The 25,742-nt window shown below is 63.5% G+C and carries 22 protein-coding genes and 1 pseudogene; 14 read left to right on the plus strand and 9 right to left on the minus strand.

What is annotated here, in order from left to right:
* Positions 1 to 125: 125 nt before the first annotated feature.
* From OO12_RS22770 to OO12_RS27185, 5 genes are read left to right on the plus strand one after another with little or no spacing between them, the layout of a single operon-like run.
* On the plus strand, positions 126 to 959 hold the full coding sequence (locus OO12_RS22770) for a caspase family protein (RefSeq protein ID WP_082006741.1): 834 nt from the start codon (positions 126 to 128) through the stop codon (positions 957 to 959).
* A 10-nt stretch (positions 960 to 969) separates the two neighbouring features.
* The gene (locus OO12_RS22775) at positions 970 to 1,227 is read left to right on the plus strand and encodes a hypothetical protein (RefSeq protein WP_034161053.1); all 258 of its coding nucleotides are present in this window, start codon (positions 970 to 972) and stop codon (positions 1,225 to 1,227) included.
* Between the two features lie 23 nt (positions 1,228 to 1,250).
* Entirely contained in the window at positions 1,251 to 1,496 is a 246-nt protein-coding gene (locus OO12_RS22780) for a hypothetical protein (RefSeq protein ID WP_034161054.1), read from the plus strand.
* 16 nt (positions 1,497 to 1,512) lie between these two features.
* On the plus strand, positions 1,513 to 1,737 hold the full coding sequence (locus OO12_RS22785) for a hypothetical protein (RefSeq protein ID WP_034161055.1): 225 nt from the start codon (positions 1,513 to 1,515) through the stop codon (positions 1,735 to 1,737).
* On the plus strand, positions 1,734 to 2,141 hold the full coding sequence (locus OO12_RS27185) for a hypothetical protein (RefSeq protein WP_160296885.1): 408 nt from the start codon (positions 1,734 to 1,736) through the stop codon (positions 2,139 to 2,141). The genes OO12_RS22785 and OO12_RS27185 overlap by 4 nt, the downstream gene beginning before the upstream one ends.
* Positions 2,142 to 2,221: 80 nt before the next feature.
* Here the strand turns inward: OO12_RS27185 and OO12_RS22795 are convergent.
* Positions 2,222 to 2,695: pseudogene (locus tag OO12_RS22795) on the minus strand (aminoglycoside phosphotransferase APH(3')); the annotation flags it as partial.
* A gap of 172 nt (positions 2,696 to 2,867) precedes the next feature.
* Between OO12_RS22795 and OO12_RS22800 the strand changes: the two are divergent.
* The 4 genes from OO12_RS22800 (at position 2,868) to OO12_RS22815 (ending at position 6,552) form a co-directional block, all read left to right on the plus strand.
* The gene (locus tag OO12_RS22800; protein WP_034161056.1) at positions 2,868 to 3,770 is read left to right on the plus strand and encodes a fatty acid desaturase; all 903 of its coding nucleotides are present in this window, start codon (positions 2,868 to 2,870) and stop codon (positions 3,768 to 3,770) included.
* Positions 3,767 to 4,576, plus strand: coding sequence for a phosphate/phosphite/phosphonate ABC transporter substrate-binding protein (locus tag OO12_RS22805; RefSeq protein WP_052216194.1), 810 nt, complete (start codon positions 3,767 to 3,769; stop codon positions 4,574 to 4,576). Before OO12_RS22800 ends, OO12_RS22805 begins: the two co-directional genes overlap by 4 nt.
* Positions 4,577 to 4,597: 21 nt before the next feature.
* Positions 4,598 to 5,803 carry a dipeptidase gene (locus tag OO12_RS22810; protein WP_052216195.1) on the plus strand — a complete coding sequence of 402 codons (1,206 nt, stop codon included), beginning with the start codon at positions 4,598 to 4,600 and terminating at the stop codon, positions 5,801 to 5,803.
* A 152-nt stretch (positions 5,804 to 5,955) separates the two neighbouring features.
* Positions 5,956 to 6,552 carry an alpha/beta hydrolase gene (locus OO12_RS22815; protein WP_034161057.1) on the plus strand — a complete coding sequence of 199 codons (597 nt, stop codon included), beginning with the start codon at positions 5,956 to 5,958 and terminating at the stop codon, positions 6,550 to 6,552.
* A 58-nt stretch (positions 6,553 to 6,610) separates the two neighbouring features.
* Here OO12_RS22815 and OO12_RS22820 read toward each other — a convergent pair whose 3' ends face one another.
* The 6 genes from OO12_RS22820 to dgcN form a co-directional block, all read right to left on the minus strand.
* A complete protein-coding gene (locus OO12_RS22820) occupies positions 6,611 to 9,109 on the minus strand; it encodes a TonB-dependent receptor plug domain-containing protein (RefSeq protein WP_034161102.1) in 2,499 nt (832 codons plus the stop codon).
* 117 nt (positions 9,110 to 9,226) lie between these two features.
* Positions 9,227 to 9,874, minus strand: coding sequence for a peroxiredoxin (locus OO12_RS22825; RefSeq protein WP_034161058.1), 648 nt, complete (start codon positions 9,872 to 9,874; stop codon positions 9,227 to 9,229).
* Positions 9,875 to 9,988: 114 nt separating this feature from the next.
* The gene (locus OO12_RS22830) at positions 9,989 to 11,599 is read right to left on the minus strand and encodes an N-acyl-D-amino-acid deacylase family protein (protein WP_200887540.1); all 1,611 of its coding nucleotides are present in this window, start codon (positions 11,597 to 11,599) and stop codon (positions 9,989 to 9,991) included.
* A 22-nt stretch (positions 11,600 to 11,621) separates the two neighbouring features.
* On the minus strand, positions 11,622 to 13,016 hold the full coding sequence (locus tag OO12_RS22835; RefSeq protein WP_082006750.1) for a serine hydrolase domain-containing protein: 1,395 nt from the start codon (positions 13,014 to 13,016) through the stop codon (positions 11,622 to 11,624).
* Positions 13,017 to 13,028: 12 nt separating this feature from the next.
* Positions 13,029 to 14,054, minus strand: coding sequence for a dipeptide epimerase (locus tag OO12_RS22840; RefSeq protein ID WP_034161060.1), 1,026 nt, complete (start codon positions 14,052 to 14,054; stop codon positions 13,029 to 13,031).
* A gap of 52 nt (positions 14,055 to 14,106) precedes the next feature.
* Positions 14,107 to 15,117 (minus strand): N-acetyltransferase DgcN, encoded by a 1,011-nt coding sequence (dgcN, locus tag OO12_RS22845; protein WP_034161061.1) that lies wholly within the window; start codon positions 15,115 to 15,117, stop codon positions 14,107 to 14,109.
* Positions 15,118 to 15,313: 196 nt separating this feature from the next.
* On the opposite strand from dgcN, the gene OO12_RS22850 reads away from it, so the two are divergent.
* Positions 15,314 to 16,765, plus strand: a complete 1,452-nt coding sequence (locus OO12_RS22850) for an amino acid permease (RefSeq protein WP_034161062.1) — start codon at positions 15,314 to 15,316, stop codon at positions 16,763 to 16,765.
* A gap of 12 nt (positions 16,766 to 16,777) precedes the next feature.
* Here the strand turns inward: OO12_RS22850 and OO12_RS22855 are convergent, their stop codons facing one another.
* On the minus strand, positions 16,778 to 17,680 hold the full coding sequence (locus OO12_RS22855; RefSeq protein ID WP_034161063.1) for a MurR/RpiR family transcriptional regulator: 903 nt from the start codon (positions 17,678 to 17,680) through the stop codon (positions 16,778 to 16,780).
* Between the two features lie 246 nt (positions 17,681 to 17,926).
* On the opposite strand from OO12_RS22855, the gene OO12_RS22860 reads away from it, so the two are divergent.
* Entirely contained in the window at positions 17,927 to 20,302 is a 2,376-nt protein-coding gene (locus OO12_RS22860; RefSeq protein ID WP_160296886.1) for a TonB-dependent receptor, read from the plus strand.
* Positions 20,303 to 20,380: 78 nt separating this feature from the next.
* On the opposite strand, the gene OO12_RS28750 is transcribed toward OO12_RS22860, so the two are convergent.
* Entirely contained in the window at positions 20,381 to 21,124 is a 744-nt protein-coding gene (locus OO12_RS28750) for a MipA/OmpV family protein (protein WP_034161104.1), read from the minus strand.
* A gap of 676 nt (positions 21,125 to 21,800) precedes the next feature.
* Here OO12_RS28750 and OO12_RS22870 point away from each other — a divergent pair.
* From OO12_RS22870 to OO12_RS22880, 3 genes are read left to right on the plus strand one after another with little or no spacing between them, the layout of a single operon-like run.
* Positions 21,801 to 22,397 (plus strand): RNA polymerase sigma factor, encoded by a 597-nt coding sequence (locus tag OO12_RS22870; protein WP_052216196.1) that lies wholly within the window; start codon positions 21,801 to 21,803, stop codon positions 22,395 to 22,397.
* Positions 22,387 to 23,349: a FecR family protein gene (locus OO12_RS22875; RefSeq protein WP_034161065.1), complete on the plus strand. Its 963-nt coding sequence runs from the start codon at positions 22,387 to 22,389 to the stop codon at positions 23,347 to 23,349. The genes OO12_RS22870 and OO12_RS22875 overlap by 11 nt, the downstream gene beginning before the upstream one ends.
* Positions 23,350 to 23,389: 40 nt before the next feature.
* Complete coding sequence (locus OO12_RS22880) at positions 23,390 to 25,693, plus strand: TonB-dependent receptor (RefSeq protein ID WP_034161066.1); 2,304 nt, start codon at positions 23,390 to 23,392, stop codon at positions 25,691 to 25,693.
* The last annotated feature ends 49 nt before the right edge of the window (positions 25,694 to 25,742 follow it).

Raw genomic sequence — 25,742 nt, forward strand, 5'->3', positions numbered from 1 at the left:
CAAAACCGAGCAGTTCCGCTGATCGACCGGCCAGGCCGGTCGATCAGCGGGAGGCGCGGCACCAACTCGATCGACACCACCAACACGCGTCCGACGTCATAGCGTCCGGGCCAACGGAGGATGTCATGAACAGAGCAGTGGTGGTCGGTATTGGCGATTATGGGCGGCTGAACCAGCCTTTGCCGGGCTGCGGCAACGACCGCGACGGCTGGGCCGGATTGCTGCGCACCACGCTCGGCCTGTCCGGCACGACGATGCGGATCCGCGCCGATGCCCAGGCCACCCGCGTCGTGCTGCTTGACGATCTGCGCTGGCTGCTGGCCGACGTCCAGGCGGGTGACCAGCGCGTCTTCTTCTTCGCCGGGCATGGCGCCCGGCTGCGCCGCACCGATCCAAACACCGGCGTGATCGACGACACGCTCGACGAGACGCTGGTCGCCTATCCCGGCGCATCGGACGATTACGAGACTTTCATGCTGTTCGACGCCGACCTGGCCGCGCTGATCAACCAGTCCGGCTTCCCGACATCAGCGCGGCTGACCCTGATCCTGGATGCCTGTCATTCGGGCGGGATGAATCGCCCCTTCCTGGTGCCGGGCGCGGAAATACAGGATCCCTTGCCGCGCTGCCTGCGCATCGACGACGCCGAGCTGCGCGCGCGCGAATGGGAAATCGCCGTGCCGCAAGTCCGCGCGTTCGGCAGCCTCGACACGGTCGAGGTGCCGCGCGTCATCGTCGCCGCGGCCCGCCCCGAGCAATCGGCCTGGGACGACCGCATGGATGACGGCCAGCGCCACGGCGTCTTTTCCTATCACGCGACCCGCGCAATTTCCGGACGGCCCGGGATCAGTTTCAACGAGCTGATCACGACCGTCACGCCCCCCATCGCCGTCAAATATCCGCAGAATCCCAATCTGCTTGGCGATACCGGCCGGTTCCCCGGCATCATGTTCAACTGAGGAGGAAGCAATGGCTACGAACGACTTTATCTGTGCGCTGAATTTCGACGATCTCGACCTGTCTAGCCCCGACACATGGCGGAACCAGATGATCGACCTGGTCAAGGACGAGACGTTCGATTCGATCATGCGCGACCTGTCGGTCACCGGCACCGCGATCGGTGCCGGTCCGACGGCGCGCGACTGGGGCGGCGGGTGCGACGTGCATGGCGACGTCCATTCCGGCGGCGGCGCATCGGGCGGCATCAGCTGCGGCATCCACTTCTGAACCCTTTCAATCGGAGAAAGACAATGGCCAAGTCCAATTTCATGTTTCGCGTTCCCGGCTGCGACATCCAGGACGTCGACGGGTGCCGCAACAAGCTGATCGACATCTTCCGCGATCCCGAGTTCGACACGTTCGTGCGCAGTTTCCAGGCCAATCTGGCAACCGCGAGCACCGCGCCGGCACCGCGCGGCGGCGAAGCCTCGCTGAGCGGCAAGGCCGACAGCAATGGCGGCTGGAGCGTCGAGGGCAAGATCAGCATCACATTCTGACAAAGGGATCCGACCGATGGCCACGACCAGAAAGCCGTTCGAGTTCACCGTCGCGATCAATGACGTCGTACTCGATGCGAAAACCATCTCCTCGATCGAGGGGAAACTCGGCACGCTGATGCTCAACGAACTCGCCAAGCTCGATCTCGCGGGTCCGCTAGTCACCAAGCCGCTGCCCACTGCCCGATCGTTCGACGGCAATGGCGGTGGGCTGGCCGGCATGCATATCGGTCGGGAATGACCATGCGCGACCGGCCATTATGCCCAAGCGCGCCGCTGAGTACCAAGGCGCGCGTCATCGGGGTGGTGACCGGTCAGGGCGAAATTGCCTTTCTGGGCAAGGCCATCCCCGTGGATCAGGCCTTTGTCCAGGAAGCGAGAACGGGCCGCGAGCCGGAACGGAGATTCCGGCTCGCGGCTCCTTGCGCACGGACTGGTTGCGCCAATTGGGCGGGGCAAGGATGCTCATTGCCCGAGCGTGTGCACGCAGATCTTGCCGGAACCGTCCAGACCGACCGGGCGCTGCCCGAATGCGGCATTCGCCGGCAGTGCGTCTGGTATGCGCAATCAGGATCGAAGGCCTGCCAGGGCTGCCGTTTCGTCGTCACGCGCGCTGCGATGGGGGCGGTCGAACAGGGGCCGTGATCCCGAACGGGGGGCTCGCAGAAGTCCGAACCAACACATCTCATCATCATAACTTCGGCGAGAATGGCGATGGCTTGCCTTCAGAAAAGCTCGTCCAGCATCAGGTGAAATTCCAGCTTGCGCCGGTCGGGCTCGGGGATGCCATAGCGCCGAAAAAGCCTTTCCTGTAGCGCGGGACCCACCTCGCCCAGACAATTCCAGAGTATGGCGAGATCCTGGTAGCGATCGGCGATCCCAGCCCAGCCAACGTCGATGCAGCCAACGACCTCACCGTCATGGATCAGGAGATTATCGAGCGAGAAATCGCCATGTGTCACGACCCGATCGGGCGAAAGCGGCAACAGGCTCTGCATTTCATCCCAGATGCGTTCGGCGGTCCAGCCGGCCCGCTCTTCATCGAAGTCGTCGACATCGACCAGCCCGGCATCGATCCGTGCCGCCGCACGGGCAAGCCGGAGCGTGTGGTCGCTGTTGAAAGGGCATTCACTCACTGGAATGGAATGCAACCGGTGCATGAATCCGACCAGCGCATCGACAATGACGGGACCGGCATCAGACCCCAACGACTTGCTTTTCGGCCTCGCTTCAAACGGATGGAGAGGGTCAGTCGGCCCGGCCGGTAGCGGAGAAGCAAATCTTCGCCGCGTCAAACTTGCTCCACATTGAATATCCCATCAATCCAGTAGAGATTAGACTCTCAGGTCAATCATGAGGGTCAGGTAGCGTATGGCCGGCAGGCAAAGATCACGACAAGGCGGCGAGATCGATCGGGCGACACTGATCGTCGCGATCGCCATTTATGGCGGCTGGCTTGCCGCGACGGCATGGCATGCCCTCATCCCGACGCCGCTGCTTATCCTGATCGGCGCGTGGCTGATCGCCTGGCACGGGTCGCTGCAGCACGAGACGATCCATGGGCATCCGACACATATCGCGGCGATCGATCGCGCGATCGGCTTCATGCCCTTGTCGCTCTGGCTGCCCTATGCGCTCTACCATCGCAGCCATCTCGCGCATCATGGCAGCGCCGCGATCACCGATCCGCGCGAGGACCCCGAATCCCGCTACGTCATACGCCGTGGTGGTCTGGCCTGGCTGGCGGCACGCATTCAATCGACGCTGTTGGGGCATATGCTCGCGGGGCCGCCGATCGCGCTCGCACGGTTCATCGGCACCGAAGCCCGCCGCGTCATCGCCGAACCCGCGCAAGTCGCCCGCGACTGGCTTCCGCACCTGATCGCGGTCGCGTTCATCCTGCTCTGGCTCGACCATGTCGGACTGAGTCCGGGGCGCTACATCCTGACCTTTGTCTATCCCGGCATGGCGCTGACCATGCTGCGGTCCTATGCCGAGCATCGCGCCGAGCTGAGCACGATCGGCCGCGCCGCATCGGTCGAGCGCGGCGGACTGTTCGGGCTGCTGTTCCTCAACAACAACCTCCATGCCGCGCATCATGAACGGCCGGGACTCTCCTGGCACCGGCTGCCGGCCTATCATCGCCATCACCGCGCACGGCTGATCCGCGAGGGCGCGATCCTCTATGCCGGCTATGGTGAGATCGTGCGGCGCTTCGCCCTGCGCGCACATGATTCACCGCTGCATCCCGCGGTCGAACAGGGCGCCAAATGACGACGGGAATCGCCTCGCTCGGCATGTATGATCATGGTCCGCAGCAGGTCGCGAACGATCGATTGTGGAACGAGCTGGCCCGGATCCTGCGCGCCCGCGGCGTCGCCGGCGTGCCCGACCGGCTCGAACGCCGCCGCTCGGTCCAGGATACATGGCATCATCCCGACCTGCTCTTCGGCCAGATCTGCGGCTATCCGCTGGTCACCGATCCGTCACTGGCGCTTCGGGTGATCGGGGTGCCGGTCTATGACGCACCGGGCTGTGGCGGCGGATTGCATCGCAGCTTCCTCATCACCCGGCAGGAGGACGCCGCCTCGATCGCGGCATATCGCGGCAAGCGCGCCGCGATCAATGACCGGCACTCCAATACCGGCACCAACCTGTTCCGCGCGCTGATCGCGGATCTTGCCGGGAGCGAGCCTTTTTTCAGCGAGGTGCGCGAGACCGGCGCACATCGCCAGAGCATCAGTGCGATCGTCATGGGCGAGGCCGATATCGCCGCGATCGATGCGGTGACTTATGCCGCCGTGCTGCGCGCCGAGCCCGAACTGGCCACGACATTGCGGATTCTCGGTTCGACCGCGGAGTCGGCGACGCCGCCCTTCGTGACATCGCGGAACACCAGTATCGAAACCGTCGCCGCGCTGCGCATGGCGCTGGCCGATATCACCACCGACCCGGGGCTGGCCGATGTCCGCGCCACCCTGTTCCTGGGCGACATCCTACCTGGCAGCCTTGAGCGTTACGCGCCGCTGCGCACGCTCGAAAGCGACGCCGTTGCCGCCGGTTATCCCGACTTACGCTGATCAACCAGAAAGGGCGTTCCCATGCGATCCGTCACATCCCTCGCTTTTGTCCTGAGCACATTTCTTGCGACCACCCCGCTTGCCGCCCAGACGATCGTCTTCGACCCGCATCTCGACTTGCCGAAATCGGCGGCGGAGGCAGGCTGGACCGGTCTTGCCGACCCGATTTCGCAGTTCGACCTGGAACGCGCGCGAAAGGGCGGGCTGACCACCGCCGCGATTGCCCTGTTCGTGCCACAGGGCGCGCGCAATCCCGCAGCGCTGGTCACCGCCCAGCGCGATGCCGTCGCCCGCGACGCGGCGATCCATGCGATCGCCGACGGCAACGCCACGCGCGCGGCATTTGCCCGGTCGCCGGCCGATGTCAGACGTATCGTCGCAGGCGGCAAGTTCGCCGTGGTCGAAAGCCTGCTCAATGCCTGGCCGCTGGGCGAGGATCTCGACGCGTTCGACCGCTGGCATGCGCGCGGCGTGAGTATCGTCGGCTTCGTGCATGCCGGGCATAACCAGTTCGCCGATTCCTCGCGGCCTGTGCTTCAGCTCGGCGATCGCGTCACCGAACATAACGGACTGTCGCCACTCGGGCGCGCGGCGGTGAAGCGGCTCAACGATCTGGGCGTGCTGATCGACGTCTCGCAATTGTCGGATGCGGCCTTCGACCAAGTGCTTGCGCTCAGCCGCGCGCCGGTCATCGCCAGCCATTCCGATGTCCGCACCCTGGCCGACAGCCCGCGCAATCTGACCGATGCGCAACTTGACGCCCTGAAGGCGAAAGGCGGCGTCATCGCGATCAACGCGTTCAGCGCCTATCTGCGCGCGCGCAGCCCCGAAACCGCAAAGGCCGTGGTCGCACTGCAAGGCGAATATGGCCTGTCGCCCACCGACGCCAAGATACTCTCGCCGGAAAAACAGGTCGAGTATGACCATCGCTATCACGAGATCGTCGGCAAGGAACCCAAGGCTTCGGTGGAGGAGTTGATCAACGCGGTCGATTATGCCGTGAAGCGGATCGGTATCGATCATGTCGCGCTGTCATCGGATTTCAATCATGGCGGCGGCGTCACTGGCTGGTCCGATGTCGGCGAGACCGGCAATGTCACGGCCGCGCTCACGCGCCATGGCTATACGCCCGCGCAGATCGCGAAACTATGGGGCGGAAATGTCCTGCGCGTGTGGCAAGCCGCGATCGACGCCCGCGATCCGGCCTACAAGTCCAGGCTGGGGTAATGCGTTCGATCGACCGCGCACGAGGTTCATCGTGTTCTGCAATCTCTCCGGCGCAGCGCTATTGCATAGCTACATAGTAGGAATACCATCATGTGCGACTCGGCCCTTTGTAAGCAGGGCGTTTTTCGGAGTGACGTTTTGGGAGAGGCGTGATGACTGCGATCACCTTGCCTGCCAGCGATCTGTTTTCCGTGATCACGACCGGCGACCGGCGCCATCGGTCGGCATTGTGGCCGCTGCCCGACCTGTTCCGCGCCGGTGATGCGCATGTCGATTATGCCGCCGACACCGATGCGCAGCGCAACCTCTGGGCGGTAAGGCTCGACGAAGCGGTGCGCCGGGCCGAACGGCCGGTCCTGCTCGTCGCCAGCGGCGCGAGCTGTTTCGCGGCCGCCTGGTGGGCGCGGCTGTCGCCATCCTATTATGTATCACAAGTCGCCGGTGCGCTGCTGTTCGATCCGCTCGGCCATGGCGGCGATGCCGAGGTCGCGGAGAGGTTCGCCTCGCCGCACATCGCCCTGCCCTTCCCTTCGGCGATCATCGGTCGCGACACCCGGCGCGACAGCCGGGAGCCTCTGCACCTTTTGGCCGAGGGATGGGGCGGTGCGATCCTCGATATGGCTGCGGATCAGGACCAGCTCGATGCCGGCGGCGCCTGGCAGCAAGCGCATGCCTTCATCTCGCGTGCGACCGCGCGGGTGGTGGAGCGCCGGATGCGCGTCGCCGATGCGCTTGGCCTGATCGACTGATCGACCCGGCTTCGGGAAACGCGCACCGCATCGGCACGCGCCCCGAAGTGCGAGGCGGTTACCAGGTGAGGCCGACCCGTGCGTAAAGATAGCGGCCATTGAAGCCGAACGGCGAGTAATAAGGGAAGCCGACCAGGCCAGTGCTGTTGAGCAATGTGCCGCGCGACGATGCGAGCTTCACATAGTCCGGATAGGTATCGAACAGATTGTTCGCCCCCACCGCGACATTCAGGTTCCGGATCACCTGATAGCGCGCTTCGAGATCGAAGATCGTGTGACGACCGGTATGGATGTCATCCGCGGCAAAGCCATTGCTGCTCGGTTGAGTGACGTCGCCATAATAGGATGCCCGCCCCGTCAGGCCGAGATCGCCCAGCGACCAATCGACCGTGCCGACCAGCTTGGTGCGCGGCGTGCCCTGTTCGAACGAAATGATCCGCTGGCGGCTGAAGATCGGCAACGGCGCGGTGCTGGTCGGCACGCCTGCGATGGGCGTGGTGATCGTCACCGCACCGGGAGCGCGGGTGACCTTGATATCGTTGAAATTGCCCGCCACGGTCAGATCGAAAGTGCCGAGATTGTCGGTTTTGGTGCGATAATGCGCCACCACATCGATGCCCTTGGTGGTCGAACGGATGCCGTTGAGGAAGAAGCGGCCCGCCGTCACGCTGAACGGTGCGAGCAGGGTCTTGATCACCGGAGGCGCGCCGGTCGGGTCGGTGAGATTCTCTGACAGCGCGATCTGATCGCGGATCTTGATCTGATAGGCATCGACCGACAGATCGAATCCACCGGATTTCAGCACTATGCCGGCCGAAAGGTTACGCGATTTTTCCGGCCGCAACGGTTTGCCGCCGAGTGCGAGGCCGACCCCGCTGGTCGACGGGAACAGGCCCGTTTCGACGATATTGCCGCTGTTCAACACCGAAGCGGTCGATTTGAAATATTGCTGCTGCAGCGAGGGCGCGCGGAAACCAGTGGATGCGGTGCCGCGAATCGCGATCCAGGGCGCGAATTCGTAACGGGCGGACAGCTTGCCAGTCGCGGTTTCGCCGAAGTCCGAATAGCTTTCGCCGCGTACCGCTGCACCCAGAGTCAGCGCGTCATTGGGCTTTGCCTCAATGTCGAGATAGCCCGAGACATTGTCGCGATGTGCGTTAATCACGTTCGACGGCTGGAACCCGGGAAAGCCCTGGGCCCCCGAACCAAGCGTCGAACCCGCACCCGGCGCGCGGTCATAGGAAGCATGCTCGCCGGCGCCGATCTTGAAGCCTTCGCGGCGATATTCCCCGCCCCAGGCGACATTGATCGTGCCCTCACCAAGCGGCAGTTCGTTCGACACATCGATGCCACCGACGATCTGATCATATGCCAGCGAACCGGCGTAGAAATCGCGCTGCGATGCCGCGCCATAAGTGGCGTTGCCCGAATTGCGCGTGTTGAAAGTCAACTTGTTACGCCCGTAGGAGAGGTTGAGATCGACCTTCCAGCCGGACAATTCACCGCGCAGGCCGCCAGCCACGGTCAGATCCTCCGATTTGACCGCGATCAGCGGCGTGAAGCCATCGGGGTAGAGGCTGGCAAGCGCGTCCGCACTGGCATTGGCATTGCCGCCAGTGCCCCCGACGATACGCGGCGTGGCCGCGCTGACGCTGTCGCGGTGCTGATAGCCACCAAAGCCGTACAATTCCCAGCCGCTGTCGCCGATCGGTTTGCCGGCATTGGCGTAGAAGCTATACTGTTCAACGTCCGGATCGCCGAAGCGCGAGCGGACGCGGATCGGCGTTTTGCGCGGGTCGAAATCGCCGCGGCTGGTCGGGTTGCGGTTCAGATATTCGCCGGAGAGAGTCAGGAAGCCGTCCTGACCGAGTGCGATGCCCTGCCAGCCCGAGACGGTGACGGTCTCTCCGTCATGTTCGCTGCGCGAGCCGCGTGCAGTGTCGACATCAGTGATGTACTGGCCATAGGTGACGGTCGCGCCGCCGCCGCTGCGCGCTTCACGCAAGCGCAGATTGACCACGCCGGCGATCGCGTCCGAGCCATATTGCGCCGCTGCACCATCACGCAGCACTTCGATCCGGTCGAGCGCGACCGAGGGAATGGTGTTGAGATCGACCGCCGCCGATCCGCGTCCGACCGAGCCATTGGTGTTGAGCAGCGCCGAGGTGTGCGCACGCACGCCGTTGATCAGCACGAGCGTCTGATCGGGCGAAAGGCCGCGCAGCGTGGCCGGGCGGATCGAATCGGTGCCGTCCACCGCCGAGGAACGCGGGAAATCGATCGACGGCACGATCGCGGCGAGCGACGCCGCGATCTCGGTGGTGCCCTGGCGCTGCAGCGCGGCGGCGCTCAGCACATCGACTGGCGAGCTGCTGTCGAGCCGCGAGCGCCCGGCGGTGCGTGTGCCGGTGACGACGATGTCGCTCTGGTCTTCAGCCGTTTCCGGCGCGGCAGCGTCCTGCGTGTCCGCAGGCGCGGCCTGAGCGCTGGCGGCGGTGGCATAGGTGAGCGCCAGCGTCGATGCGGCGAGGGCGAGAAGCGGCCGGAGAGTCGTCACGATCATTGTCCCTTTGTTCAATTCGAGATGTTCTGTTCGATGGAATGAGGCGGCGCGCCGGGCGCTTCAGCGCCCGGCGTCCCGAAGTCGAGCGCGGCAGTGAGCCGGCGTCGGGGGTTATGGCTGATCCGCGCTGGCCGGTTGTGCGACGGTGCGCAGATAGGGGCGATGCGTCGTCCACCCTTCAGGGAACAGCGCGCTTGCCTCCCCATCGGAGACGGACGGCAGGATGATGACATCTTGGCCCTGTTGCCAATCCGCCGGTGTCGCGACCTTGTGCCGGTCAGTGAGCTGCAGACTGTCGATGGTCCGCAGGATTTCGTGGAAGTTGCGGCCGGTCGATGCCGGATAGGTCAGCGTCAGGCGCACGCGTTTGGCACCGTCGATGACGAAGACGCTGCGTACCGTCGCAGTGTCCGATGCATTGGGATGGATGAGGCCAAGCAAGGTCGAGATACGGTGGTCGCTGTCGGCGATGAGCGGGAAATTGACTTCGCTGCCCTGCGTGGCGGCGATATCGATCGCCCATTCATGATGCCGATCGACCGGGTCGACCGACAGGCCAAGCACCTTGACTCCGCGGCGGTCGAACTCGGGCTTCAGCCGCGCGACGGTGCCGAGTTCGGTGGTGCAGACCGGCGTGAAATCGCGCGGATGCGAAAACAGCACGACCCAGTCGCTGCCCGCCCAGGCATAAAAGGACAGCGGACCAATGGTGGATTCCTGCGTGAAATCCGGAACCACATCGAACAGATTGAGCGACATACATCATCCTCTTCTGGGGAGGATGACAATCTCTACTCTTTGGATAGGAATTGATGCGAAGAAAATTTATCAGCCTGCCAAGTTTGAAGACTGAGGCCTGTCTGGCGCGGTACTTCAGCCGGTGGCACCGCCGCCGGCTGCGCGCTTTTCCTGCACAGCGCGCCGCACCGGCTGACCCGAACGAACACCAGTCGGCTGACCATCCTTGAGCACCAGCGCGCCGTTGACCCAGACTCGCGAAATGCCGACCGACAATGCCGAGGGCGTCTCGCTCGTCGCGCGATCGGCAATCGTCACGGGATCGAACAGCACCAGATCGGCATGGGCGCCGGGACGAATGACACCGCGATCGGTGAGGCCCATATGATCCGCGGCGGCACCAGTCATCTTGTGGACCGCCTGCTCCAGCGTGAGCAAAGGCTGTTCACGCACATAGCGCCGCAGGACGCGCGGGAAGGAGCCGGCGCCCCGCGGATGGCGGTCTTCAAGCATGCCGTCGCTGCTGATGTTGGAGGAAGGCCAGGCGATCAGCCTGGCGACATCGTCGCTGCGCATGCTGGTGCCGATCACCATTTCGTGCGCGCCCGGCACTTGCGATTCGGCGATCAGTTGCATGAGCGCCACCGCCGGGTCGATACCACGCTTGACCGCGACTTGCGCGACGGTCTTGCCGACGAGCGAAGGATCGGGGCTGAAATCGGACAGCAGCAGGCCATCGGCGGGCGCAAGATGCTTGAGCGCGAACTCAGCGCTTTCGCGGTTGGTGAAATCGCGCTTGGGGAACATCACCGTCAACGTCGATTGCCAATATTCATACGGGTAGACGTCGCCGGTGATGTCGACACCGGCGGCGCGGGCACGGTCCATCACGCCGAGATAGCGATCCGCCTGACCCCACCAGTCGGTCATGGCGAGCTTCATGTGCGAGACCTGCACCGGCATGCCGGTGGCGCGGCCGATCTCGACGATCTCGTCGAGCGCCGCCCAGATATATTGATCCTCGCTGCGAATATGGCTGATATAGCGGCCACCCGACTGTGCGGCCTCTCGGGCGAGTGTCAGCACCTCGTCCTTGCTGGCATAAATGCCCGGATCATATTCGAGTCCCGTGGACAGCCCGATCGCGCCCGCCTGCATGCCGGCGCGGACCAGCGCCCGCATACGCTCGACCTCGGCAGCGGTGGCGACGCGTTTGAAATTCTTTCCCAGCACCGCGTCGCGGATCGAATTATGCCCGACATAGGAGGCGATGTTCACCGCGACGGGCGTCTTCTTCATTCGATCGAACAACTGACCCAAGGGAAGTTCGGATCCTCCGTCCTGGCCGACGATGATCGTGGTGATGCCCTGGCTGGTCGCGGTCAGCGCATCGGGTTTCTTGAACAGGCCATGGTCATGATGGCTATGCGTGTCGATGAAACCGGGCGAGAGCACCAACCCGCCCGCATCGACGATCTGGTCGTCCGCACGCGGCGCCAGATCGCCGACCGCGACGATCCTGTCCCCTTCGATCCGGACCGAGGCCGGGCGCGCCGGCGCGCCGGTCCCATCGACCACACGCGCGCCGGTGATCAGTGTCGATTGCGGCGCCGCGGCACCGGCGATGCCGACCGGTGCAAGCACCATGGCGGCTGTCGCCAGCATCCGGATCCCCGACCGGCGCAGCGTGTCGATCCAGCGTGGCCGTGTGGCCGATTGCGGTGCTGCCATACGGTACTTGCTCATCTCGCCCCCTCCCCGAATTTGTTCAATTGTTGATCATGAAGGATGACACCTGACCGTCGGACGCGATCCCCAGGCTCACTGTTGCGGCGCGATCACCGAAGGTCGCCACATAGGTGTACAACGTATCGTCACCGAGCTCGCGGCGATCGCTGAGCTCAAGCTTCGTCACTGTGCCGAGCTTTTTCAGGATCGATGCGAAATACCGGTTCGCCATCGCGGGAAAGCCCACCGCGGCAAGCGGCAGGTCCTGCTGGGTGAGCGCGCCCGCGCGCGCCTTTTCGACCAGCGCCGAGACGCGGCGCTCGATCGCGGGCTGGGCGGCAGGGCGCGGACCGCGCGCGGTGAGCGCGGGATCCCAGAGTCCGGCAATACCATCGACAAAGGTGTCGAGCTTGGTGTCGGCCGAGTTGCTCAGCAGGATGATCGACAGGTCATCGCCAAGATAGCGCGAGACATAGGTGCGGAACCCCTGCCAGGCGCCGCCATGATGATAGCGGGGTTGGCCGCCCGCGGTTTCGATCCGCCAGGCAAATCCATAAGGATAGGGTTTGCCGCTGTTGAGTTTGACCGGAGTATAGATTTGCTGCCAGCTGGCGGCGGTCAGCACCTTGCCCTGCTCGATGCCACGCACCCACGCAATCACGTCATTGAGCGAGAAATAGAGCGAGCCGTCCGCGGTCGTATTCAGCGAGGGCGATACCCAATCCTGGTTCTTCAACACGCCGTTGACGAGATGATAGCCCGAAGCACGGTGCGGCACGATGTCGGCATCGCTGATCCCGCGTGCCGTCTTCATGCCGAGTGGTTTGAACACCTGCGCGTCGAGAACCTCGAGATAGGACTGGCCCGTCGCCTTTTTGACGAGAATGCCGAGCAAGACGTAGCCGGTGTTGCTGTAGCTCCAGCGCGCACCCGGCTTGAAATCCAGCGGCAGCGCATAAGCGACCTTCACCAGTTCGTCGTCGCTGTAATCGCGCCGATAATCGAAGTCCGGACCATAATTGGCGACACCCGAAGTATGGGTGAGGAGGTGGCGAATGGTCATCGTGCGCCAGGTCGCCGGCGCGTCGGGCAGATATTTGCTGACCGGATCGTCGAGCCCCATCTTGCCGCGTTCGACTTGCGACATCACTGCCGCCGCGGTGAACATCTTGCCCACCGAACCGGACTGGAAGATCGTGTCGGGCGTCACGGGAATATCATGCTCGACCGTTGCCAGGCCGTAACCCTTGGCCACGACGATCTCGCCCTTGCGCAACACCGCGATCGCGATGCCGGGCACTTTCTCCGCCTGCATTTCGCTCTGGACGAACGTATCGAGCCGCTTCTCGAAACTACCCGGATCGGGCGCCGCGATCGCCGACGCGGCGATGCACAGTGCCGCCAATGCACATAAGGTGGTGATCCGCCTCAACATCATTCTCTCCCCTTAGTTTGTTGTTTGTAACGAGCCCGTCGTGGCGAAGGCCGATGCGCCGCCGCCCCATATTTCTTCGCCGCACCAGACTAGGCCATCGCGATAGATGGCGCCCGGCGCGCGATCGCGCTGCAGCAGGATAGGGCCGTCGAGATCGACGACATCGCAGAACTGGCCGATGACAAAGGCCGGCGCCATGGCCAGCGAAGTACCCAGCATGTTGCCGACCATCACGCCCAGCCCCCGCGTGCGCGCCGCGTCGACCATCGCCAGCGCCTCGGTAAGGCCGCCGCATTTGTCGAGCTTGATGTTGATCATCGAAAAGGCGTCGCTCAACCCTGCCACGTCCTTGAGCCCCTGCACGCTTTCATCGGCTGCGAGCGGGATCGGGGAATACAGGCCCCTGAGATCGGCATCGCGGTCCAGCGGCAAGGGTTGTTCGATCAGCGCCACATCCGCGGCGACCAGTATCGGGATGAGCGCCTCCAGCGTCGATCGCGAAAAGCCCTGATTGCCATCGACGCCAAGCCAGACATCGGGTCGTGCCGTGCGCACCGCGTGCACGCGATCGGCATCGAGGCCATCCCCGGTCAGCTTGAGCTTGATCGCGCGCGCATCGGCAAAGGCGATGGCGCGCTCCGCGACGACCTCAGGCGTATCGGCGCCGATCGTCCAGGTGGTCAGGCAAGGCTTTTGCGCGACGATATTGGCGGATTGCCAGGCGGGCCGCCCCGAACGCGCTGCCTCGAAGTCCCATAGCGCGCAATCGAGCGCATTGCGCGCGCCGCCAATGGGCAACAGCGACTGCAGGCGCGCGCGATCCATGCCCGTACCGAATGCTTCGCGGAGCGAAGCGATATCGGCGGCGATGCCGGCCGGGGTCTCGCCGAGATAATCGACCCCTGCCGCCTCGCCGCGCCCTTCATGCTCACCATCGCGCACGGTCGCGACGACCAGCTCGATTTCGGTGTAGGTCCGCCCGGTGATGCGGAACGGGTTGGCAAGCGGCCATGTCTCGATGCGAACGTCGATATCCATAGGGCATTCCCGAATGTGATCCGCCGCCGGAAGGCACCGGTGACGAAGAAGGTCAGTCGAAACCCGCCGCGATGTGCGCGATGAGCGCGCCGGGGCCTCTCGCCACCGGATCGAAGCAAGGCAGCCCCAGCCGATCGGCGACCGCGCGCAAATGCGCATCGCGGTCCGACGCGGGCAGGTTCGATGTATTGATGCTGATCCCGGCACAGCGCACCGCTGGATTGGTCATGCGCGCCATGCGCAGATTGACCTCGATGCATTGCTCCAGGGTCGGGAGCGGAAAATCGGGATAGCCGTCGATATGAACCCGACCCGCGGCATGACACAGGATGATCGCGTCGGGCTGCGACCCATGGAGCAAGCCAAGCGCAACCCCGGCATAGGCGGGGTGGAAGAGCGATCCCTGCCCTTCGATCACGTCCCAATGATCGGGATCATTGTCGGGCGAGAGCGACTCCGCCGCGCCAGCCACGAAATCGGACACCACGGCATCGATCGGCACGCCTTCGCCGGCGATCAGGATCCCGGTCTGGCCGGTGGCGCGAAACGTCGCCTTGCAGCCGCCCGCCATCATGTCGCGCGCGATGGCGAGCGCGGTATATTTCTTGCCGACGGCACAATCGGTACCGACCATGAGCATGCGCCGGCCCGAACGCTTGCGGCCCGAGCCAACCGGGAAGCTCCGACCCGGGTCACGAACATCGAACAAACCCGCCCCGGATGCGTGAGCCGCGGCGGCGATTTCGGGCACATTGGCGAGCCGGGCGTGCATGCCGCTCGCCACATTCAGCCCCGCGCCGAGCGCCGCGACGATCGGCTCGATCCATTCGGGCGCGATCGCGCCGCCAAAGGGCGTCACGCCGATCACCAGCGTCTGCGCACCAGCGGCGCGCGCCTGGGCAAAATCCAGGTCCGGAAGCCCGAGATCGACGCCACACGATGGAAGCCGCCATTGTCCCACGCACCGTTCGCGCGCCCAGTCGACCAGTCCGCAGGCCGTCTTGGCGTCCAGCCGGTCCCCGACATCACCCAGGAAGAGCAGATATTTTCCAGGGATGATCATACGGCGCGAACTTTCTTTCCATGATGCGGGCTCTACACGCCCGTGACGGCTTGATGGTTATAATTATATCTATAGAAGTCAACTGACAAAAATATAACATATATCGCCGACACACTGGGAGAGCCGCGTTGAAAACCTTCTTGACCCTGTCCCGATCGACGCCAGCGCCTGAACAAGGCCGCCTGAGGAGGCGCGCATGAATCCGTTCGCGCGCAAGTCCGTTTCGGAACTGCAGGGCAATGCCGAAACCGGCGGCCTGACTCGCACGGTCGGCCTGTTCGCTCTGATCTGCTTCGGCGTCGGCAGCACCGTCGGCGCCGGCATATTCGTGCTGACGGGCACGGTTGCCGCGCAGCATTCCGGGCCAGCGGTCGCATTGTCCTTCCTGATCGCCAGTTTGGTCTGCCTGTTTGCCGGGCTCTGCTATGCCGAACTCGCGGCGATGATGCCGGTGGCGGGCAGCGCCTATTCCTATAGCCATGCCTCGATGGGCGAAGCCGCCGCCTGGATGGTCGGATGGTGCCTCGCGCTCGAATATCTCTTCTCCGGCGCGCTCGTCGCGATCGGCTGGTCGGGCTATGTCCAGTCGGTACTGCACGATATCGGCTTTGGCTTTCCGGCATTGTTCGCGCAGGCGCCGTTCGAACTTTCGACCGCTCGCCACCTGGTGGCGACGGGTTCGATCCTGAACTTGCCCGCGGTGCTGGTGACGTTGCTGTGTACCGCGCTGCTGCTGCGCGGCACCGAATTTTCGGCGCGGATCAACAATATCATCGTCGTGGCCAAGATCGGTGCGATGCTGCTGGTCGTCGCGACGGGATTCGCCTTTGTCGACCATGCCAACTGGACTCCGTTCGTGCCCGGCAACACGGGTGTCTTTGGCCATTTCGGCTGGTCTGGGGTCATGCAGGGCGCCGGCGTGCTGTTCTTCGCCTATGTCGGCTTCGATGCCGTCACGACCCTGGCGCAGGAAGTGAAGGACCCGCAGCGCACCCTGCCCCGGGCGCTGCTGGCGTCGGTCGGCGTGACCACCACTCTTTATGTCCTTGTCGGCCTCGTCATCACCGGACTGGTCAGTTACCGCCTGCTCGACGTTCCCGATCCCGTCTATGTCGCGCTCAACGCCGCAGGGCCGGGGCTGGCCTGGACCAAGGTGATCGTCGGCTTCGTCGCGATCGCCGGGCTGGTCTCGGTGCTGCTCGTCACGCTGCTTGGCCAGGTCCGGATCTTCTACGCGATGGGGCGCGACGGCCTGCTGCCCGCAGCGTTCACCCGCGTTCGGGCGCGGTCGCACATTCCGCATATCGGCACGCTCGTGACGGGAACGATCGCATCGATCGCGGCTGGGCTGCTGCCGCTGAGCCTGTTGGGCGAACTGATCTCGATGGGCACGCTGTTCGCCTTTGTGATGGTCGCGCTCAGCGTCATCGTACTGCGGCGGCGCGAGCCGGACGTCGCGCGTCCGTTCCGCGTGCCGCTCTATCCCTGGACGCCATTGCTCAGCATTACGGCATGCCTGTATCTGATGTGGACCCTGCCGCAGGACACCTGGATCAGGCTGTTCCTGTGGCTGGCGATCGGCGGCGCGGTCTATCTGTTGTACGGCCTGCAGCGCGGGCGCGATCGCGCGGACGGGCCGGCCGGATAGCCCGGCCGCGCCTTACAATTTGTCGGTCTTGCGCGTGGTCGAACCGCCGACATGCCCGGTATGCGCCTGATAGAGTTCGGACAGGCGCTCCAGGCGCCGCTCCACGGTTTTGCCAAGGCTTCCGATCACGTCGTTGACGAGCAGATTGACGGCGCAGCCCAGCGCGACCTGCGAACTCCAGAACAATTCCACCTCGGTGGAGACCGCGATGACATGGCTGGTATATTTGCGGATCCAGTCGCAGAATTTGTCGGTGATCATGACGATCGGAATGCCTTCGCGATTTGCCCGCGCAGCCAGTTCGTACGACTGTTCCGAATAGCGCCGCATATCGATCAGCACGAGGCAACGACCCTTGGGATCGGCCGCGAAGATTTCATGGTAATTGCCTGCTGATGTGTCGACGATGCTGACGCCGTCGCGCGCATATTGCAGCAGATGCGCCAGTGTTGCGGCGACCCCGCGCTCGGTCTGGAATCCGGCAATATGGACTTGCCGGCTGCTCGCCAGCAGCGCGACGATCTGCTTCCAGCTTTCGCTCTCCGCCATCGCATAGACTTCGATGATCCCGGCCAATTCCAGTTCCAGGCTGCGCTTGGTGCGGTTGCTCTCACCGCGCGCGCCGACAAATTCGGTCACTTGATCACCGACCAGCCAGGGCACCCCCGACATGGTCATGCGCAATCCGGCCTTCAGATCCTTGAAGTGGCGATAGCCCATCTTGCGCGAAAAACGCCCGACGGTGATCGAGCTCACGTGCAATTTTCCGGCGATCGAATTGGCGGTCTCGAACGCGATCCCGCCACGATTGGTCAGGATGAAATTGGCGATCGTCCGCTCCGCTTGCGTGAAGCTCTCGAGACTATCCTCGAGCCGCTGCAGCAAATCACGCGACGTGTCAGCTTCACCCTGCACAGACCATCTCTCCCGGTTCCTGACGACATGCCTCCTTAGAATAGCGCCCTAGCCGACGCCAGCATGGCGCCCCTTCCCATTTTACGAACCAGTTTTCGGCGCACCGCATATAACCAATGTTACTTATTTGACATAATATGCATGAATGACATAATTGTATCTGGTCAACAGATACCGCCCGTGCCGGCGGTTCGTGGCCAGCAAAGCCAGGGCTTGACCCGGCAACGGGAAAAAAGGGGACCAATGATGATCAGACACAACGGCATCGGGCGCCGGGCTAGCGGCGCCATGCTGGCGTCAGCCGTATCGCTCGTGGCCTTGACCTGCCCTGCATCCGCGCAGGAAGCCGTGGCCGGGACCGGCCTGCAGCAGGCCGATGGTGGCGAAAGCGCCTCGACAGTCGACGATATCGTCGTCACGGCGACCCGACGTTCCGAATCGGTCCGCGACGTGCCGTTCAACATTCAGGCGATCACCGCCGATACGCTGGAGAAAACCGGCGCCACCGATATCGCCGATTTCGCCCGCACGGTGCCTGGGCTGTCCATGACCGATGACGGCCCCCGCGTCGGCGTCAAGCTGGTGCTGCGCGGGTTGCGCACTGGCAGCGAGGCAGCGCTGGCGCCGACGACGACGGTCTATGTCGACGAAGTGCCCATGGACATGCCCTATCGCGGCGCCCCGCTTGACCTGAAACTCATCGACATCGAGCGCGTCGAAGTGCTGCGCGGTCCCCAGGGAACCCTGTTCGGCGGTGGCGCGATCGGCGGGACGATCCGCTATATCTCGAAAAAACCCGATATGGATGCGATCGAGGGCAGGATCGGCACCGAACTATCGACCACCCGTCATGGCGGGGCCAATTACAATGTCAGCGGGATGATCAACCTGCCCGTCGCCGACTGGATCGCGATTCGCGCCAATGCCGGCCAATTCAACAATGACGGCTTTATCGATAACACCGTGCTGGGCACGAAGAACGTCAATGACGATCGGACGACCTCGAGTCGCATCGCCGTGCTGATGAAACCGGCTTCGGGTCTGGACATCAGCCTGTCCTATTTCCGTCAGACGGCGCGCTATGGCGAAAGCAACACGTCATGGGAAAGCAAGCCCAGGCTCTCGACCGATGTGGTTCATCCCGCCATCACACGCTACAAGGCTCAACTCGCCAACCTCACATTGGCCTATGATCTCGGCTGGGCCAACTTCACCTCCAGTTCCTCCTATGTGGACGAGCGGTTGAGTACGGAGAACGATTCCACCTTTGGTATTCGCGACGGCATCTTCGGCAGCTTTCTCGATCCGAGTGACCTGCCGGAGTTCACGGTGATCACCCGGCGCCGCGCCAAGTCGCGCAATTTCACGCAGGAGGCACGCCTGGTTTCCAGCTCGGACGGGCCGTTCGCCTGGATCATCGGCGGGTATTACAACAAGATGCGCGTCCAGGAGAAGCAGGAGGAACTGGTCCCGATTCCCTTCCCCGGCCAGGCCATTTTCGAACAGAATATCATTGGCGCCAAGCTGAACGACGACAAGGAATATACTTACGAGAGCATCACGAAAACACGGCAGCTCGCGGTGTTTGGCGAGCTGAAGTATAATTTCACCGCTGCCTGGCAGGCTTCGGTGGGCGGTCGCTATTTCGATGTTCGCGGGACAGGCGATTTCTTTTCCATCGACCAATGGTTCGGCCAGAACGCACGCGACGCCAACGGCCTGGCGCGTACGATTCCGCTGCCGGGCGAGTTCTCCAAAGGCCTGTACCGTGAAAAGGGAAGCGTCTGGCGCTTCAACAGCTCGTACAAATTCGGCGATGCCGGTCTGATCTACGTAACGATTGCCCAGGGTTTTCGACCAGGTGGTTTCAACCTGACCACGCCCAATACCGGTATTCCGCCCGAAGGCCGGCAATTCGCCTCCGACGATCTCATCAGCTATGAGATCGGCGGAAAATTCTCGCTGCTGGAGAAGCGGATTTATGTGAGCTCCGCGCTGTTCCGCATCGACTGGTCGGACATTCAGACGACCGTGCGGACGCCGCTGGGTTTCTCCTATCAGGGCAATGCCGGAAAGGCCGTGTCGCAGGGGGTGGAACTGGAGATCAACGCGCATGACATATTCCTGCGCAATCTCTCCTTCAGTCTTGGCTACGGGTTTACCGATGCGAAGCTGACCGAGACGATCGCGGGCATCGGCTTCAAGGGGGAACGGACGCCGCTGGTCCCGCGCCATTCGCTGTCGATAATGGCGGATTACAGCGTCGATATCGCCAACGACCTCAAGGCGGGCCTGAATTGGCTCACAAGCTATACGAGCGGCAGCTATGCCGATTTCGGCCGCTTCAAGCCGGTCAGGGATGCGGTAACCGGCCTGCCGGTTCCCGCATCCCGCCCCAACTCTCAATATCTGCCGCTCGATGGTTATTCGCTGACGAATCTGTCGTTACGCATCGAAGGTAAAAGCTGGAGTGCGAGGGTCTTCGTCGACAATCTGTTTGACGCGCAATTCAAGACATCGCGCACCTTCTACACCGCGAACAGCCCCTACGCAGCCTCCGATGTGCTATTTTACGCCAACCGCCCGCGCACGATCGGCATCGGGCTCTCCAAGACTTTCTAGCGCGACACAGTGATCGGAAACACGCCGGCCGTGGCAGTCCCGGATTTTGTCCGGGGCTGTCACGACCGAGGCAACGGCTTATCTGCCGAAACGATATGAGAGCGAAAGAAAGCCAAGAGGCTGCGTCTTGTGAAAGACGATCGGACTGTCTTTCACCTTGCCGAGCAGCGTGGTCACGCCGCCAGCGGCACCGAGGCTGAGTCGATCGGTCAGCCGGTACTGCGCACTGAGCATGAACGAGGCGTCGTTGAATCCGCTTCCGGGGCGAAATTGCGACAGTCCCGACGCGCGGGACTGTTCCGCATTCACGCCGAAATATCGGTCATTATGCTTCTTGTCGGCCCATGTCGTCCCGATCGTCGGGACAAGCGTCAGGCGTGACGAGACGGAGACCGGATATGACAGGCTCGCATCGGCGATGATGCCCTTGGTGCTGCCGGCGAACCCCTTTGTCGCCCCGATGGTGGCGACAAAGCCTGCGCCCTTGAGGCTCATGAACCCCCGGCCACCCGCGCCGAACGAAAGCTTGCCGATTCCGGCGGGCGCGTCCTTGCTGCGATAGCCCTGCATGACCGTCACGCTCGCGCCAATGGTAATATGATCGGTATCGATCGCGTTGATGCCGATACCATTTTGCAGATTGGCGAAAAATGGTCCCCAGGACACATCGATCACCGGGACAGGCAGGGCACGATAATTGTCCGAACCCTGATAGGCCGGCGCATAGCCCGCGCCGATGCCGATGACGATATGATCCTTATCTTTGTCGCTATCCTGTTCCTGGGCCTGGGCCGATACGCCCCAGAAAATGAGCGGCAGCATGGCGAATGCCACTATGCGCAGGGGACGGGGATGAGAAAGGCGTGTGTGGGAAAGATTGGTCACTAATATTCTCGCAGGGTTTGCGCCACGGGTCGCCGTGGACGCTGGGGGGAAAGGGAAATCGGCCTGCCCGGAACGGCATATGGTCGGACGAGCCGCGGCGGTTGATTCCGGGTGTGGATGCGCCGGCGCCGTCGAAGGCGGGGCGCGCTCCTGTTCGCAGCGCGACGCAACGAGGGCTTCGATCATGCTGATCTGTTGCGGATCATAGCCAGCGTTGCGCATGCGCTCCCGCTCGGCCTCCGCCAATCCGCGCCGCTGAAGCCGAAACAGGACGGCGTAGCGCCGAAGGGCTTCAAGCCGGGGGTTGGCAAGCGGCAAATGCTGACGCTGGTCGGACAGGAAAAGAGTGCAACGCCACGACGGCATGACACTCGACAGCGGGTCGCCGCGCGCAAGAGCGATCACCGCGAGTTCGATCTTCGTCATCATCGTGTCGGGCACCAATCGTCTCCTTCCCCCCTGAGACACCGGCACGAGCGCGCACCCTCATCAAAAAAGTCGCGCCGCCACGGCGGCGCTGAGAAGCCGGTCGTGGCGACGTCAATCACGCTCCGGCTGATCCGATGGCCACAACCGGATTGCGAGACTCCAGCGCTGAGGTTAGGACCGCGCGATGCGCGAAGACGGGGTCGATGAGCAGAGGCTGGCAAGTGGCGGTCTTGTCGGGACCTTCATGGAATCGCGACCGTCGTTGCTGCGCTATCTCATCCTGCGCGGTGCGAGCGCAGATGAAGCCGACGATATTCTCCAGGAGGTCTATCTCAAGCTTTCGATCGACGGGATCGGTCCTGTCGCCGAACCGCGCGCCTATCTGTACCGGATGGCGACCAATTATTTTCTCGGGCTTCGCCGCACGGCGGGCCGGCGAACGCGGCGCGAGGAGGATTGGGTGGAGGCCCATAGCGGTGAGGAACGGGAGGTTGATGAGCAGCCATCGGCCGAAACGCATCTCATCGCGCGCGAGCAACTCGCGATCCTGCAGCGCGTACTCGACGGGCTTCCCGACCGGACCCGCGTCATTTTTCGCCGCTTCCGCGTCGATGGCGAGCCCCAGCGCCAGATCGCCGACGACATTGGCATCAGCGTGAGCGCGGTCGAGAAGCATCTCGCCCGGGCCTATGAAGCGATTTCAGCGGCAAAGCTTCGTCTTGATGGGGATCGCAGCGACCCGCGGCATCTCAGGGGTGAGAGAGGTCGTCATGGCATCTGACGCAAGGCACAGCGTTCGCGCACAGGCCATCGAATGGCACATCCGGCTTCGCCACGGCGATGACGCGAGCTGGGACGCATTCGCCGAATGGCTGGCCATGGATCCGCGTCACGCCGAGAGTTACGACGAGATCGAGCAAGCCGATCTCGCGATCGAACCGCTGTTGTCCGACGTCGTTTTTCTCGAAGCCGCCAATGATACCGATGCGCCTTCCGATCCGCCAGCATCCCGCTGGACGTGGTGGGGGCTTGGCGGCGGCGCACTCGCCGCGTCAATCGCGGCGGCCATCGTCCTGATCCCACAAGGGTCGACCAGCCGGTACGAGGTGGTGACGGGACCGGGGCAACGCGAGATCGTTACTCTGGAGGCGGGGACTCAGGTGACGCTCAACGGCTCGACGCGCATGACCTTCGATCGCAAGGATCCGCGCTTCGCATCGCTCGCTGCAGGGGAGGCATTGTTCCAGGTGCAGCATGACAACGCCCGGCCTTTCGCGCTTGAGGTCGGCGAAAGCCGCGTTGAGGATCTTGGGACGGTCTTCAACGTCGTGCGCGATGCGGGCGAGGTGCGCGTCGCCGTGGCCGAAGGCAAAGTCCTCTACAAATCCGAAAAAGAAGCAATCCCGCTCCAGGCCGGGCAAACGCTGGTCGACCTGCCCTCGGCGGGAGCCGTTCGCGTGACCCGTGCGCCGATCGCGTCGGTCGGTGCCTGGCAAAAGGGGCGGCTCGTCTATACCGGCGAACCGCTGTCGCAAGTGGCGGCCGATCTCGGTCGTGCGCTTGGCGTCCGGATCACCGTCGCGCCCGACATCGCCGGTCGGCCCTTCTCCGGCGCTATCGCTATCGACGGGACCGGGCCGGACCAGCTCAGGCGTTTGATGCCGGCCCTGAACGTGACCTTCGAGTCCGGGACCAATGGCTGGGCGATGAAGTCTGCCGGTGCGGCGCGCTAGATGGGCGGCACTTGCCGCAAGTTCCGTTCTTGGCCTCGGCATGGCCGATGTCGCGCATGCCAAGCGATTCAACATTCCGGCCGGCCGTCTCGGTGAGGTTGCGGCCGCACTGGGCGAGCAGGGCGGAATCACGATTGCCGTGGCGGACCCGGATCTTGCCGTCCGCCCCTCCCCCGGCGTCAAAGGCGATTTCTCGCTCCGTGCCGCACTGGCGCGCGCCTTGCGCGGGACAGGTACGGAAGCGGTCTTCTATGACAGGGCCACCGTTCGCATCGTGAGGCGACGCGTGGCGACGCAGCCCAAAGGGCCGGCGCCGGCACCACCCAAAGCTGTCGATGCCGACTGGGATTCCGAGATCGTCGTCACGGCCAGCAAGCAGAATATTCCGATCGGCGCCTATCCCGGCTCAATCAAACTCCTCGAACTCGATTCGGGTTGGGATGCCCGCAATGCGGCCGGCGGAACGGCGTCGATCACGAAACTACTCCCGGCACTCGGTTCCACCAATCTCGGCCCCGCGCGCAACAAATTGTTCATTCGCGGCATCGCCGACAGCAGCTTCAACGGCCCGACCCAGGCCACGGTGGGCCAGTATCTCGGCGATGTCCGGCTCAATTACAGCGCGCCCGACCCGAACCTCAATCTCTACGACATGAAGCGCATCGAGGTGCTGGTCGGGCCACAGGGCACCCTTTATGGCGCGAGCTCGCTCGGCGGCATCATTCGCCTCGTTCCCAATGCGCCTGATGTGCAAGACGCATCGGCGACAGCGTCCGTCGGCATCAGCTCCACGCGGTTCGGCGGGTTGGGCGGCGACGGCGCCGCCATGGTCAATCTGCCGGTGATCAAAGGCCGGATCGGCGTTCGGTTCGTGATCTTCGGGACCCGTGAAGCCGGGTATATCGACGACCCGTCGCGCGGCCTGCGGGATATCAACAGCACCACAAGCTATGGCCAGCGCATGACCTGGCATGTTGAGGACCTGTGGGGCCTGGACATCGATATCGGGGCCGCCACGCACAACACCTCGACCCGGGATGGGCAATATGTCCTTCGCGGCGATCCGCCGCTCATCCGCAACAATGCGATCCCGCAGCCCTTCAAGAACACATATTACATGTCCTATCTCACACTGCGCCGAATGCTGGGGCAAGCGGAACTGGTGTCGACGACGTCGGTCGTCCAGCATGACATCAAGACGGTCTTCGACGCGACGGGTCATGACGGATCGACGTCGCCTGCCCGCTTCGAGGAAGACAACAACATCATCCTTGTCAGTCACGAAACCAGGGTTTCGGGCGGCGGGAAGAATTCGCCTTGGGTGGCGGGCATCACCAGCATCTATAATGCCAGCGCGCTTTCGCGCTCGCTTGGCCCGCCCGATGCTCCGGCACGGATCGCTGGTGTCGTTAACCACCAAGCCGAAGCGGCCGTGTTCGGCCAGTTCTCCAGGCCGCTCCTGTCGAACGTGACGGGTACGCTCGGCGGACGCCTCACCTTTGCGCGCAGCGTCGGCAATCTGCTCGACAATCCAACCGACAAATCAAAAGAGCCCTTCCGCAACGAACTGCGCTTCTCTCCAACTTTTGCGGTCGACTGGCATCCGCGCGGAAGGTTTTCGGCCTTTCTGCATTATCAGCAGGGATATCGTGCCGGCGGACTGGCCGTGGCGCCATCGGGATCGGCGCTGGAAAGCCGGAAGTTCGATACGGATGACCTGAAGATGAGCGAGATCGGTATTCGACTTGGCAACAAGGACCATAACCGTTTGTCGCTTCGGGCGGCCTTCTTCTTCGCCGACTGGAATCATATCCAGGCCGATCTCATCGACAGCTCCGGACTGCCCTACACCTCCAATATCGGCAGCGGCCGAATTTTCGGGCTGGATGCGGACGTCACATGGCGCCTGTCGCCGGCTCTGACTGTCACCGCCGCGGCGTTCATCAACGATAGTAACCTCTATGCCCCGGAGCCGGAATTCACCGGTTCCGGCATGCGAGCCTTGCCGAACGTCCCGCGCAATGGCATCCGCCTGGTGACCGGCTGGCGCGGGAATATCGCGCCCGGCATCTCCCTGAGCGGCGAGGCGTCGTTGCGTTACGTCGGCGAATCCTGGCTCGGGATCGGACCCCTGCTCGATATTCCGCAAGGACATTACACCGTCGGGGATGTCGGCGGCCGGGTCGAGTTCGGAAAATTCGGAGTTTCGCTGGACGTTACCAACCTGGGCGACGTTCGCGGAAACAGCTTCGCGTTCGGAAATCCCTTTGGTCTGGCACGGCGCGATCAGATGACGCCGCTGCGGCCGCGCACCATCCGGCTGGGGCTTCACGCACGCTTCTGAAAAATCGTTGTGAAACCAGCCGATCGCCGAACCTCCCCGGACGGCAGCG

The organism is Sphingomonas sp. ERG5 (genome assembly GCF_000803065.1).
Classification (GTDB): Bacteria; Pseudomonadota; Alphaproteobacteria; order Sphingomonadales; family Sphingomonadaceae; genus Sphingomonas.